Genomic DNA, 12835 nt, shown 5'->3' with positions numbered 1-12835 from the left:
CAGCAGCGCTTGAGATGTGAACCCAGAGTCCTCCTGTCGCCGGCCTGATGCTCGCCGATCCGCCCAGTGATGCCTATGCATTCACCCGGGTGAATTAGCTCGCCGGGTGATGACGACTCACCCCGCGTCGGTGAACGCTGAATCATCAGCTGGCGAGCGGAGGATCAAGTGCAGCCGACGATGTACCGGATCTGCATTCGGGGCAGCCTGAGCGAGCGGCTCGGGTCCGCGCTAGAAGGGATGAGCCTGCAGGCCGGTCCGGCCGGAACCGAATTCACCGGTGAAATCCGCGACCAGTCACAGCTTTACGGGCTCCTGGACCGGGTCCGTGATCTGGGCCTTGAGCTCGTCAGCGTACAACCGCAACCCACGGCTGACCCGGCGACAACACCCAACATCAGGAAGGACGTGTAATGCAAGCCATCACTGTTTCAGATCGGGACGCCGGTGTCGCTGGCCTGTCGCTGACCGACCTGCCTTATCCCCAGGCCGCCGACAACGATGTCGTCGTGCGGGTACACGCCGCGGGTTTCACACGCGGGGAGCTTGACTGGCCGCACACCTGGATCGACCGCGCAGGCCATGACCGGATGCCGAGTGTGCCCGGCCACGAGCTTTCGGGCGTCGTGGTTGAGTTGGGCTACGGCACAACACTTTTAAGCATCGGTCAGCGGGTGTTCGGGCTCGCCGATTGGGCCCGCAACGGCTCGCTTGCGGAGTACACCGCTGTGGAAGCCCGCAATCTGGCACCGCTGCCGATGGACATCGACCATGTTGTGGCGGCGGCGCTGCCGATCTCTGGATTAGCCGCCTGGCAGGGCCTGTTCGACCACGGCCGCCTCGTACCCGGACAAACGGTTCTGATCCACGGTGCCGCGGGTGGGGTTGGGTCGATAGCGGTGCAGCTGGCTCGCGAGGTCGGTGCGCGCGTCATCGGTACCGGCCGGACCGCAGACCGAGACCGGGCGCGGGAGGTCGGCGTCCACACCTTCGTCGATCTGGAGACCGAAAAGCTAGAGGACGCCGGCGAAGTCGACGTGGTGTTTGACGTGATAGGCGGAGAGGTCCTCGACCGATCGGCTGCTTTGGTGCGGGCCGGCGGAACGCTCGTCACCATCGCCGAGCCGCCAAAGACCCAGCCGCGCGACGGGCGGGCAGTTTTCTTCCTTGTCGAAGCCGATCGCGCCCAGCTGGCCGAGCTCGCCGTGCGAGTACGCGATGGACGCCTCAAACCGGTGGTGGGTGCCGTGCTGCCATTGGCCGAAGCTGTCACCGCATTCGCTAACGGCAAGCGCGTCCCTGGCAAGACGATCCTGCGCGTCGCAGAAGATTGAAATGGAACCTTTCGTGATTGGAGTGCGTGCACGCGTGCATACACTCGTTTGCTCGCGTGTTACTGGGAGGCGTCTTACCCCCACGTCGGTCCACCGAACCCTTTGGGGTACAACAGAAACAAGCGACCGCGCGCCGTCGCTGCCAGCTACCGGTGCCGGTTACGGGGTGCGATCCGTCTCCGGGCGTGCGCGGGTCAGCCCAGATCGTGCAATCACCTCAGCTAGTCGTCAAGACATCCGAAGCGAAGGCAAGTCAAAAATGGTCTTAAAAATACCACTCGCCGCTCTCACTATTGCGGTGTTGCTCGCGCCCGCGGCCCATGCCGAACCGGCGCCAGAGAACTCTGATCAAAACCCGGTTGTCCGAACAGTTTTCAATCAACCGACCAACGTTCCGGGCAAATCATTTGAAGCGGTGACCGTGAGCTATCCGCCCGGAGCAAGAAGCGGAGCTCACCACCACGCGAAATCGGCGTTCATCATGGCCTACGTGATCTCCGGAGCGATCCGCAGCCAAGTCGAAGGTGAGCCTGCACGCATCTATCACGCCGGTGAGACTTGGAGTGAAGCCCCCGGCGCACACCACACGATCAGTGAAAATGCCAGCGCCACCGAACCTGCTGAACTTCTCGCCGTCTTCCTACTCGATACGGGCGACGCCCCGCTCACCACGGCCGACAACGCGAGAACTGAGCCGACGCGTTAGCGATCCAGAAGTTTGGATTGCTCGACATGAACGAATTTGACGACAATCATCCATCGCCGCAATACGACACAGCGGGAGCAGTCCATGCGCACGCATGATTCGAGCCAGGTTGTCCAGATAGCCCTACGGTTGTCGCTCGCGGCGGCCTTTCTGTCCGCTGTTGCCGACCGATTCGGTTGGTGGAAGCCGTTTGGGCAGGGTAGCTGGGGGAGCATGGGAGCTTTCGCCGGCTATGTCCACAGGCTTGTTCCGTTTGCTTCCGGATGGCTATTGACCGTCATTGTCTGGGCCGCCACCGTGACCGAAGCGACCCTGGCGGTCTTGCTCCTGGCCGGCTGGCGGCCAAAACTCGTCGGCGTGGCGACTTGCTTGGTGCTCATAATATTTGGAACCGCGATGGCTGTATCCCTCGGGATAGAGTCACCGCTTAGCTATAGTGTCTTCTCCGCAGCAAGCGCAGCCGCGGCCTACGCGATACTTGGCACAACGCCGCCGCCCACACCACACACACCTGGCACCTCGTCCAGTCCGGACACTCGCAACCGTCGCAAGCCAATACAGCCGCCCGTAGCGGCCATCGGGAGTGACGGTAGATGAAGGCCGGCAAAGACTTCGACGTGGTCGTCGTGGGCGGCGGGGTCGGCGGCGTGGCCGCCGTACGAAAGCTCGCGTCGGCAGGTCTCTCGGTAGCGCTCATCGAGGATCGTCTGGTAGCTGGGGAGTGCCATTACTGGGGCTGCAACCCGAGCAAAACACTGCTTCGTCCGATCGAGGTGTTCAATCTAGCGAAGGCCGTTCCTGGCGTGCGAGAAACCATTTCGGACGAAGGATTGGACATTGCGGCCGTCTTCGCCAAACGCGACGCGATCATCGAGCACCTCTCGGACCAAGACCGAACAGCATCACTGCGGCAAGCGGGTGTAGCAGTGTTTCATGGGCTCGGCCGGTTGAGCGGCGAGCGAACAGTGCGGGTGACGTGTGCCGATAACACCCAAGCCGTTTTGGAGGCACGCCACGCGGTCGTGGTGGCCACCGGCACACGTCCTAACGTGCCGGAGATACCTGGGTTGGCGCAAGCACGCCCGTGGACCAATCGGGACTTGACGACCATGACGGCAGTGCCACCTCGCGCGCTGGTGGTGGGTGGCGGCCCCGTCGGTGTGGAGTTCGCGACAATCCTCACCGGTTTGGGCTCGGCGGTAACACTTCTGGTACGCGGGAACGCTCTGCTTCCCGGCTGCGAACCCGAAGCCCGCGACCTGGTCGCGCAGTCACTGCGAAGCAAAGGCCTCACGATCCACTTTGACACGGAGTTGTCGGCGGTAGCCCGCCCCGTGGCGGGCGGGCCCGTCACCGCAACTTTCGACGGCCAGACCATCGAGGTAGACGAGGTCGTCCTGGCCGCCGGACGGCGCACCAACACCGACGACATCGGACTGGAAACCCTTGGCCTGCCAAGCGGCGGGTTCGTTTCTGTTAACGACCATCTTCAGGCGGTCGGCGTCATAGGCGACTGGCTGTACGCCTTGGGCGATACCACCGGGCGTGCTCGGTTGTCGCATATCTCCACCTACCACGGCCATCTCGTGGCCGACATCATCGCGGCGCGGGCCGCGGGGCGAGAACTCAGGGAGAACGAATTGGCCGCCCGTGATGCGGGCAGCCTTGCACAGGTTATCTTCACCGAGCCTCAAGTCGTCAGAGCAGGGCGGTCGGAAAGTCAAGCTCTAGCAGAAGGATTCGTGGTGCGGACGCGAACGGCCCGTTACCCCGGCACACTGTCATTTCTGGCCCTTTTCCGGGATGGTTTCCAGGGATGGGCGAAGTTGGTCATCGACGCCGAGACGAACACACTGCTCGGGGCGACATTTGTCGGCCCGGAGTTCTCCGAACTAGTGCAAGCAGCCACCCTGGCTATTGTCGCGAAGATTCCAGTCAGTCTCCTGCGCCATGCCGTCGCGCCACATCCGACGGTCAATCAGGTCTGGGATCTGCTACTCGACCAAGAGTCCGAACTCACCCCGTTACCGGAAAACGGGAGGCAGAGAACACAGGACGACAGCGGTCAAGCGAATCACCTTGTTTATCAGACCGGTTAGAGAACGACCCTTGAGAGGACCACAATGACTTACGCCTGGCTGGTCGTCTCACCGTGACCATGCTCGCAGCGGGGGTCCGAGCTTTCGGCGGCGAAGTGGAGACGATCGAAGTAAACGAACCGCGGCCATTGGCGGCCGACGAGGTCCTCATCGAGGTTCGCAGTGCCGGAGTTGGTAACTGGGACGACATCATTCGCACCGGCGGCTGGGACGTCGGCATCAGCCCTCCACTGGCGCTCGGCGTCGAGGCCGCCGGGGTCATCAGGGCCGTGGGTGCCCACCCGAACGGATTCAGTGTGGGTGATGACGTGCTGTGTCACCCGGTGCCGCTGCGCGACCAAGGCGCGTGGGCGCCCTTTTTGATCGCAGCCGTGGGATCGCTAGCCCGTAAACCGCAAGGGATTTCGTGGGAGACCGCAGCGATCTTTCCGGTGCCGGCGTTGACCGCCGAGCAGGTGGCCGGCGAGGCGTTGGCCCTTCACGCTGGAGGAACGTTGCTCGTTCACGGCGCGGGCGGAATCACCGGCGGGCTCATTGTCCAGCTGGCCGCCCTACGCGGCGTCGACGTGCTCGCCACCGCCAGCCCGCGGAGCGCCGACCGAGTCCGGGGGTATGGCGCGCGCGAAGTAATCGACTACCGCGATCGGATGTGGCCACAACAGGCAAGGGGATTGGCGAAGAACCCCATCAACACCGTCGCTAACGCAGCCCCCAGCGGTGCCGCTGCGGCGATGACCGCGCTTGCCGACGGCGGCCGGCTGGCCACCATCACTCCCGACCCGCCCGCATCCACCCGCGGCATCACCGTGACCGCGGTCTACGTCCGTTCCGACGGCGCTCAACTCGACCGCCTGACCGCGCTACTCGCCTCTCAGCGGCTGAGCATGCCAACCCCGCGTTCCTGCAGCCTGGATCAGGCCGCCTACACCCTCGCACAAGTCGTCGCAGGCCACGAGCCCAGCGGAGTGGTCATCAAGACAGACACCTGACGAAGATGCCATCACACACCGAAAAACCTCACACTACCAAGGAGTCTCGAGATGACCACCATTACCCGGATCCGCACCGGAGTGGCCGATCACATCGGCCAATACGCCGACGCTGTCGCCGTATCCGGCGGCGGCACAGAGATTTTCGTCTCCGGAACGCCCGGCGTGCGCGAAGACGGCACCCTGCCTGAGGACTTCGCCGACGAAGCCCGGCAGTGCTGGGCCAATGTCGAAAAGGCGCTCGCCAAGGCCGGCGCCAAGCTCACCGACATTGTCTACATGCGCCAATGGGTCACCAGCCGTGACAACGCGTCCGCCTACCTGGCGGTGAGCAAAGAGATCATCCGCCACGAACCCGCCGCAATGTTCAGCATCATCGACGGGCTGGTGTGGCCAAACATCCGCGTGGAAGTCGAAGTCACGGCCATCCTGCCGGCATGAGCGAGTACCTCGGGGCTTGGGAACCACGTGGACCGGGGTGACCGTAATGGCCGACGACGAGATGCGGGCCATCCTCGGCCTGCGCGAGAACGTCAATCACGCGACGACCATTCCCGCCGCCTACTACACCGGGACGACCTTCCGCCGTGCTCGACGGATTCCGCTCGACGACGTGGGGCATTTCGACCGGTGGTGAGCAAGCCAATGAATAATGCACACAACGGTTCTGACGCTCGGTCATCGCCACTCGCCGAACGGTGGCGGCAGTGACGTTGCGCGACGCGGCACCGACCAACCGTGCGATGGTGGTTGCGGTGATGGTGTCAATGGTCGCGTTCCTCGACTCCACCGTCATCAACCTGGCTTTGCCGGCCATCGAGCACGACCTCGGCGGCGGCCTGGCGTTGCAGCAATGGATCATCGATGGCTACCTGCTGGCAACGGCGGCCGCGATTCTTCCCGGCGGGTCCATTTCGGACTTGTTCGGACGCGTTCCGGTAATGAGGTTCGGGCTGTTGACGTTTGGGGCGGGCTCGGTTCTGGCGGCGGCTGCCACCTCACCGGCGACGCTGGTCACCGCGCGCCTCGTCCAGGGGCTGGGTGCGGCTTTCCTCGTGCCGGGTTCGCTGGCACTGATCAACACGGTGTTCGACAAGGCACGCCAGTCCGCGGCGATCGGCGTCTGGACCGGGTGGACGGGAACCGCCTTCGCGTTGGGCCCCCTGCTGGGCGGGATGTGCGTCGATTTCTTGGGCTGGCGTTGGATTTTCGTGTTGTCATCGATCCCCATGGCGGTCGCGTATGCACTCACGTTCTGGCTCTGTCCGATGTCGGGGCGCGTCGAAGGCGCCCGTGTCGATACGGCCGGGGTGGGCTTATCGGCGGTAGGGCTGGCCGCGACCGTATACGCGTTAATCGAATCGCAACGCGACGGCTGGACCGTCCCGACGGTCTTCACACCAGCGGTGATCGGGATCGCCGCACTGGCCGGCTTCGTGAGTTGGCAGCACCGCAGCAGGTCTCCGATGCTTCCGTTGCCGCTGTTCACCTTTCGCAACTTCGCTGCCGCCAACCTCGTCACCGCGTTCGTCTACGGCGGGTTGACGCTGGGATCGCTGGCCATCGCCCTCTACACCCAAGAAGTTGGCGGATACTCAGCCACCGCGGTCGGACTGGCCACCCTGCCGATCCCGGCGCTGTCGTTCCTATTTGCCCGCCATGTCGGCCGCATTGCCGCGCGGCTGGGACCACGTGCGTTCCTGATTGTCGGCCCCGCTTTGGCGGGAATCGGGTTGCTGCTGATCCGCCCGAAACCTAGTGGTTTCCAAGCGATCACCGACCTGGTTCCCGGGATGACCGTGCTGGCCATCGGGCTGGTCGTGACGATCACACCGCTGACGTCGGTGACACTGGCGTCGGTGCCGACCGAGAACAGCGGGGTGGCGTCGGCGATCAACAACGGCGTCTCGCGTTTGGCCGCGCTGGTATCGATCGGGTCCCTGGGCCTGATCAGCACTGATACGGCGAGCGCCATCGGATTCGCCCACGTGTTAGAGCTGAGCGCGGCACTCTTCGGCCTTGGCGCATTATGCGCCGCGCTGTTGATAACCAATCTCCCTGCGTGTGAACCTGTGCCCTGCGACATCGCGGCGCTATGCCGCGACCGGCCCGGTGTGCAACCCGCCCTGGCCAGCAGCCCCTCGGCCGCGACTGAACCATCACCTCCGCAGTGATCGTTCACCCGACCGACCCAATCACGCTTCGGTTCACGGCGGCGTACTACTCACCCCGGGTGAATAGGTGGTTGGGGTGATGACAACTCACCCCGCCTCGCTTCATGCTCAGTACGACCAGACCCGGGCGGGATCGTCACTTCCTTTGCGGGGCGCCTGATCACGGGCCGTATGCGGCGTCGATACGAAGAGCCCATCGGTGAGACTACCGACTTTCGGCGGTTCGAACGGCGGCGGAAGGCACGAAACCGAAGTGACCAATCAAACGCAACTCTGAAAGGTTCATCATGAAGATCGTAGTCATGGGCGGGCGCGGGCTGATCGGCTCGAAAGTAGTGTCCAAACTCAGCGTGCAGGGGCACGACGTGATCCCCGCCTCACGCCGATCAGGTGTCGATTCACTCACCGGTGAAGGCCTCGCCAACGCCGTCGCCGGCGCGGATGTCCTGGTCGACGTGGCCGATTCACCACTGTTCGACGACGGACCTGTGATGCATTTCTTCACAACCACGACCACGAATCTTCTTTCTGCTGAACGGGAAGCAGGAGTCAAGCACCATGTCGCGTTGTCCGTAGTGGGCGCGCAGACCATGCCAGATAGCGGTTACAACACCGCGAAAGCAGCTCAGGAAGACCTGATCAAGGACTCGGGCCGGCCCTATTCGATCGTGCGGGCAACTCCGTTCTACGAATTCGCGGTTGGCTTGGCCGATTCCGCGACAGACGGAGACATTGTCAGGTTGCCCCACGCGTTGTTCCGTCCTATCGCGGCCGACGATGTCGCCACCGCCGTGGCCCGCGCGGCGGTCGGGCATCCCATCAACGGAGTAACGGAGATCGCTGGACCCGAAGCAATGGGAATGGACGACTTCGTCCGCACGGGCCTTGCCGCCATTGGTGATCAACGTCAGGTCGTGACTGACGCCCTGGCGCCATACTTCGGTGCGGTGATCGACGATCACACCCTCGCACCCGACGAGGACGCCACCATCTTCACGACTCGATACTCCGACTGGATCGACGCGTACTCCAGCCGCGTTTAGCGAAATTGAGTGGAACTCAAGTGATCCCAATCGACCGCCCCGCGCTTGCCCGCGTAGCAGGCAGTTTGCATTGTCTCGGAGCGTTAGCCTGCGTTTAACGTCGACGGAGGCCCGGCTGTGCTTCCGTTTTCGCAACCACAAGGGGGATAACAAATGTTGCAGAATACGACTGACTCCGAATCGAAATCAACAATAACCGTGGTGCAGGAAGTACGGCCACCGTCGATTCCTGACGATGCCCATGTGCTGACCGTTCTCGTCAACCATCCACCGGGCACCCCTGGTTACCCAGTCCGCGGACGAGTTGGCGACCCTGCGGGCAGAGCGGGTCATCGGCGAGCGGCTGCTCAACGCCTGAAATCTTCTGTGGTGGAGGACGAAACATTGATGAGGTGGCCGTAGGGGTCGCGCAATAGCATCGACCTTCTGCCCCAGGGTTGCGTCGTGGGCGCCATCAACCAGGCCGCGCCCAGGGTGTTGATGCGCGTATATTCGCCGTCAACATCGGCGGCTGTGAAGTCGAGAATCATCTCGCCTTCCTGTGCCGCCAGGGCCATCTTGCCTGCCGCACGCGGCGCACGGTCCTCGGTGAATCCGACTCGGGAGAATCCGACCGACGCCGGACCCGCCGGCATTTCGAGGTAATGACCATTGAACGGCACCGAGACGCCCAACAGAGCCGCATAGAACGCGGCGATCGGTTCGATCGCTGCCGAGACGAAGCGCACCTGCGCCAGTTCGAGCCGCGGCGCAGTCGTCATACCGCAACCGGAACGTCGAGATCGGTTTCCGCATAGTTCAGGAAATAGGCGGTGAACACGGCCAGACCCAGATACGCGAAGGCCTCCGCCAGCTGTTCGTCATTCCAGCCGGCATCGAGTGCCTGGCTCCACGTGGTGTCGGCGACCTTCCCACGGTTGGCAGCCGCTTCCCTGACCAGTCCGGCGATTGCGTCGATCTTGTCGTCGCCAGTGGCGCTTCCGACGCGCAATGCCGCGACCTGTTCGTCCGTCCATCCCGCCAGCTGTGCCAGCCGACTGGTGATTCCGGCGACATAGTCGTTGGCGACGGCGCCGCCCGCCGCGAGCATCAGGGCGGCAGACAACTGCGGGCCGAGCGTGCCGTGCTCAGCGGTTGCTGCGCGAAGCGATGTGTATGCGACGAACACCGCCGGTGAATGCGCCATCTGAGCATGCAGATTCATCGGGCGCCCGGTCGGCGAAAATTGGATCACGTGTTCCAGCAGGCCGCGGCAGGCTTGCGGGGCGTCGCCAACGGTGTGTGTGGGTATCCGGCTCATCTTTCTAACCTCGTCTGATCGGTTTGGATGGGTGACTGGAAGGACGGTGCAGCGCCCTGAAATGTGACTGCCGGGGCCGCGATGTCACATTCGGCCGGCCCATCCCGTCCTTAACTTCATGGATGCTCAAGACGACCGGATCAGTGCTGCGTGGAAGGCGAATCGCGCATATCTGGTCGACCTCGCTTTCCGGATGCTGGGCGACGTCGGGGCGGCCGAAGATATGGTGCAGGAGGCATTCTTTCGGCTGCTGAAGGTGCCGGTCGGCGACATCAACGACGAGCGGGGCTGGCTGATCGTGGTGACCAGCCGGCTCTGCCTTGATCACATGAAGGCGGCGTCGGCGCGTCGCGAACGCCCGCAAGACATCGCCGAACAACAACGCGACCGCGACTTGTCAGCCATCGATCCCGCCGATCGAGTGACGCTCGACGAGGAGGTTCGGCTGGCCCTGCTCATCATGCTCGAACGCCTCAGTCCCGCAGAGCGAGTGGTGTTTGTATTGCACGACGTCTTTCAAGTGCCCTTTGACACCATCGCCGCCACGGTCGGAAGCCACGCGCCCGCATGCCGGCAATTGGCGCATCGGGCCCGGCGCAAGATCAACGGGTATCAACCGGGAAGCTCGGCGGGCTCCGGCCTGGTGGAACCGGCCCAGCACCGCCTGATCACCAGGGCGTTCATCGAAGCATGTTCGACGGGTGACTTCGACGCGCTGATGACTCTGTTGCATCGCGATGTTTCCGGCGAAATCGATGCGCGCGGTGGTGTTGTCGTCATCGGCGCCCACCAAGTCGGCCTAAACATTCTGCGTTACTGGGGCCGGCCCGACACCGTCCTGGTGGCGCAACCGGTGTGCGGTCAACCCGCGATCCTGGCGTTCGTCAACCGTCGCCTTGCCGGTCTGCTGGCGCTGACGATCGAGGACGGCAGGGTAGTGAAAATCCATGTTCTCGTTCGGGATTCGGCACTAGGTCCGTTACGCGCCGAACTCGGTGCGGCCCGGTAGGCGTCACAAAATCGCCGGTCTTCTCGTCCTCTTATGCATGAGTACGCCAGCACGACAACCAGATTCGGAAACACGCAACGGACAATTCGTTGCCGTAGGTCCTTCGAGGACCGTTCGGTTGGTCATCAGGCCATTGACCAAAGCGCTCAACCCGCTCGTCGGCACGGTTGCCGGACGACGCTTCCTGCCGATGATGGCCCGGGTCCAGCACGTCGGGCGTCGGTCCCGCAGGCTTTACGTCACTCCGACGAGCGCCGCCGTGGCGGGCGACACGATCGTGGTTCCGTTGTCGTTCGGCAATCGATCGGATTGGGCGCGCAATGTACGGGCCGCCGGGCACTGCGTTGTGCAGCTACGCGGCAGGCGCTATCACGCAGTGCGACCCCGGTTCGTCGACACGGTGGAAGCAAAGCAGCCGGTGCGCCAGGCCTTCAACGCCTTCGAACGATTCGGATTCAAGCTGCTGGGCGTCAGGCAGTTCTTGCTGCTGCGCATTCAAACCACCCTATGAAGGAGGCTTCCTCATGAAAACGCTTGCCATACTTGATCGCCCAAGCTGGCTGCCGTCGTCGGCGTGGCCATGGGAGACGTACGCGCTGAGTCATGACCGAGGTCGCATTGCTGTCACCGACATCGGCGGCGGCCCGACCCTGTTGTTCGTTCACGTCGGAAGCTGGAGCTTCGTTTGGCGTGATGTATTGCTGCGCCTGCAAAACGACTTTCGCTGCGTCGCTGTTGATGCACCCGGTTGCGGGCTCAGCGACCGGCTGCCATCCCCGACGCTTGCCCAAGCGGGCGAAGCGGTCGCCGCCGTCATCGACGCGCTGCAATTGCGTGACGTCACGCTGGTTGCCCACGACCTGGGCGGGCCGGCCGGAATCCTGGCCGCGGCGCGCTGCGCCGACCGAGTCACGGCGCTGGCCGCCGTCAACTGCTTCGCGTGGACGCCGACGGGCCCGGCCTTCCGAGGCATGCTCGCCGCGATGGGGAGTGCCCCCGTCCGCGAACTGGACGCCGCCACGGGCGCGCTCCCTCGCTTGACGTCGACCAGCTTCGGGGTTGGCCGACACTGGGGCCGCGCGGATCGCGCGGTCTTCCGGAAAGGCATCGACGCATCGGCGCGCCGCGCCTGGCACGCCTACTTCCGAGACGCGCGCGGCGCGCCGGCGCTCTACGCAGAAGTCGAGACCGCTTTGCGGGGTGCCCTTGCCGACCGGCCGGTGCTGACGGTCTTCGGCCAATTCAACGATCCGCTGAGGTTTCAACCGCGTTGGAAGGCGTTGTTCCCCGCAGCACGCCAGTTGAAGGTTCGCCGGGGCAACCATTTTCCGATGTGCGACGACCCCGACGTGGTGGCCGCGGCCCTGACGTCATTTGTTGAGCGACCGCAGTCTTAGCCTGCCCTCGCCCCCGTGAGCCTTTGGTAAACGGCTCGTCACATGCGAGGCTGCTGGCATGGTCATCGAGATCGCCCGCCCCAAGCTCGAGGGAAACGTCGCCGTCGGCGAGGACCGCCAGATCGGTTTCGCCGAATTCGGCGACCCGCAGGGGCGCGCGATGTTCTGGCTGCACGGCACCCCCGGCGCTCGCCGGCAAATCCCGGTCGAGGCCCGGGTCTACGCCGAACAGCACAACATCCGCCTGATCGGCCTGGACCGGCCCGGCATCGGTTCGTCGACGCCCCATCGCTACGAGAACATCCGGGCGTTCGCCGACGACCTGCGGACGATCGCGAACACGCTCGGCATCAACGACATGGCCGTCATCGGCCTGTCCGGGGGCGGCCCGTACGCCCTCGCGTCGGCCGCGGTGCTGCACGAAAGGGTGGTGGCGGCCGGCGTGCTCGGTGGCGTCGCGCCCTTCCTCGGCGACGAGGGGATCACCAGCGGCCTGATGAACCTGGGCAAGCGGGTGGCGCCGCTGCTGCGGCTGGGCGGTGACCCGCTGCGGATCGGCGCGAGCCTGGTGGTCCGGGCAATCCGTCCGGTCGCCAATCCCGCGCTGTACCTGTACGCGGCGATATCGCCCGAAGGCGACCGGCGCCTGCTGACCCGGCCCGAGTTCGGCGCGATGTTCCTCGACGACCTGCTCAACGGCAGCCGCAAGCAGCTGGCGGCCCCGTTCAACGACGTCATCCTGTTCACCCAGGACTGGGGATTCCGGCTCGACGAGGTCAAGGTC

16 protein-coding genes are annotated in these 12835 nt (G+C 64.2%); 14 read left to right on the top strand and 2 right to left on the bottom strand.

Going from position 1 to position 12835, the window contains the following annotated elements:
- Positions 1 to 168: 168 nt before the first annotated feature.
- The 10 genes from A5756_RS00070 to A5756_RS00040 all read left to right on the top strand — a co-directional run bounded on the left by A5756_RS00070 (position 169) and on the right by A5756_RS00040 (position 8345).
- Positions 169 to 414, top strand: coding sequence for a hypothetical protein (locus A5756_RS00070; RefSeq protein WP_082948372.1), 246 nt, complete (start codon positions 169 to 171; stop codon positions 412 to 414).
- Complete coding sequence (locus A5756_RS00065) at positions 414 to 1334, top strand: NADP-dependent oxidoreductase (protein WP_066944855.1); 921 nt, start codon at positions 414 to 416, stop codon at positions 1332 to 1334. The genes A5756_RS00070 and A5756_RS00065 overlap by 1 nt, the downstream gene beginning before the upstream one ends.
- Positions 1335 to 1593: 259 nt before the next feature.
- The gene (locus A5756_RS25140; protein ID WP_082948371.1) at positions 1594 to 2040 is read left to right on the top strand and encodes a cupin domain-containing protein; all 447 of its coding nucleotides are present in this window, start codon (positions 1594 to 1596) and stop codon (positions 2038 to 2040) included.
- 84 nt (positions 2041 to 2124) lie between these two features.
- Positions 2125 to 2637 (top strand): hypothetical protein, encoded by a 513-nt coding sequence (locus tag A5756_RS26325; protein WP_231989124.1) that lies wholly within the window; start codon positions 2125 to 2127, stop codon positions 2635 to 2637.
- A complete protein-coding gene (locus tag A5756_RS00060) occupies positions 2634 to 4139 on the top strand; it encodes an NAD(P)/FAD-dependent oxidoreductase (RefSeq protein WP_066944850.1) in 1506 nt (501 codons plus the stop codon). Before A5756_RS26325 ends, A5756_RS00060 begins: the two co-directional genes overlap by 4 nt.
- Before the next feature lie 59 nt (positions 4140 to 4198).
- Positions 4199 to 5128, top strand: coding sequence for an NADP-dependent oxidoreductase (locus A5756_RS00055; protein ID WP_231989135.1), 930 nt, complete (start codon positions 4199 to 4201; stop codon positions 5126 to 5128).
- Positions 5129 to 5179: 51 nt separating this feature from the next.
- Positions 5180 to 5569, top strand: a complete 390-nt coding sequence (locus A5756_RS00050) for a Rid family hydrolase (RefSeq protein WP_066944843.1) — start codon at positions 5180 to 5182, stop codon at positions 5567 to 5569.
- Between the two features lie 46 nt (positions 5570 to 5615).
- Positions 5616 to 5765: a hypothetical protein gene (locus A5756_RS25130; protein ID WP_231989123.1), complete on the top strand. Its 150-nt coding sequence runs from the start codon at positions 5616 to 5618 to the stop codon at positions 5763 to 5765.
- A 70-nt stretch (positions 5766 to 5835) separates the two neighbouring features.
- Complete coding sequence (locus tag A5756_RS00045; protein ID WP_231989122.1) at positions 5836 to 7302, top strand: MFS transporter; 1467 nt, start codon at positions 5836 to 5838, stop codon at positions 7300 to 7302.
- Positions 7303 to 7589: 287 nt separating this feature from the next.
- The gene (locus tag A5756_RS00040; RefSeq protein WP_066944838.1) at positions 7590 to 8345 is read left to right on the top strand and encodes an SDR family oxidoreductase; all 756 of its coding nucleotides are present in this window, start codon (positions 7590 to 7592) and stop codon (positions 8343 to 8345) included.
- A 347-nt stretch (positions 8346 to 8692) separates the two neighbouring features.
- Here A5756_RS00040 and A5756_RS00035 read toward each other — a convergent pair whose 3' ends face one another.
- Both A5756_RS00035 and A5756_RS00030 read right to left on the bottom strand, forming a co-directional pair.
- Positions 8693 to 9106 (bottom strand): VOC family protein, encoded by a 414-nt coding sequence (locus A5756_RS00035; RefSeq protein ID WP_066944835.1) that lies wholly within the window; start codon positions 9104 to 9106, stop codon positions 8693 to 8695.
- Positions 9103 to 9645 (bottom strand): carboxymuconolactone decarboxylase family protein, encoded by a 543-nt coding sequence (locus A5756_RS00030; RefSeq protein WP_066944832.1) that lies wholly within the window; start codon positions 9643 to 9645, stop codon positions 9103 to 9105. The genes A5756_RS00035 and A5756_RS00030 overlap by 4 nt, the downstream gene beginning before the upstream one ends.
- Before the next feature lie 118 nt (positions 9646 to 9763).
- Between A5756_RS00030 and sigI the strand changes: the two genes are divergently transcribed.
- The 4 genes from sigI to A5756_RS00010 all read left to right on the top strand — a co-directional run.
- Positions 9764 to 10654, top strand: coding sequence for an RNA polymerase sigma factor SigI (sigI, locus tag A5756_RS00025; protein ID WP_066944829.1), 891 nt, complete (start codon positions 9764 to 9766; stop codon positions 10652 to 10654).
- Between the two features lie 118 nt (positions 10655 to 10772).
- The gene (locus tag A5756_RS00020; protein ID WP_197505344.1) at positions 10773 to 11165 is read left to right on the top strand and encodes a nitroreductase family deazaflavin-dependent oxidoreductase; all 393 of its coding nucleotides are present in this window, start codon (positions 10773 to 10775) and stop codon (positions 11163 to 11165) included.
- A gap of 13 nt (positions 11166 to 11178) precedes the next feature.
- Positions 11179 to 12051, top strand: a complete 873-nt coding sequence (locus A5756_RS00015) for an alpha/beta fold hydrolase (protein ID WP_066944820.1) — start codon at positions 11179 to 11181, stop codon at positions 12049 to 12051.
- A gap of 58 nt (positions 12052 to 12109) precedes the next feature.
- On the top strand, positions 12110 to 12835 hold a 726-nt coding region (locus tag A5756_RS00010), incomplete at its 3' end, for an alpha/beta fold hydrolase (protein WP_066944814.1).

It is taken from the genome of Mycobacterium sp. 852002-53434_SCH5985345, assembly GCF_001667155.1.
Taxonomy (GTDB): domain Bacteria; phylum Actinomycetota; class Actinomycetes; order Mycobacteriales; family Mycobacteriaceae; genus Mycobacterium.
This window is presented reverse-complemented; position numbering and strand designations above follow the sequence as displayed.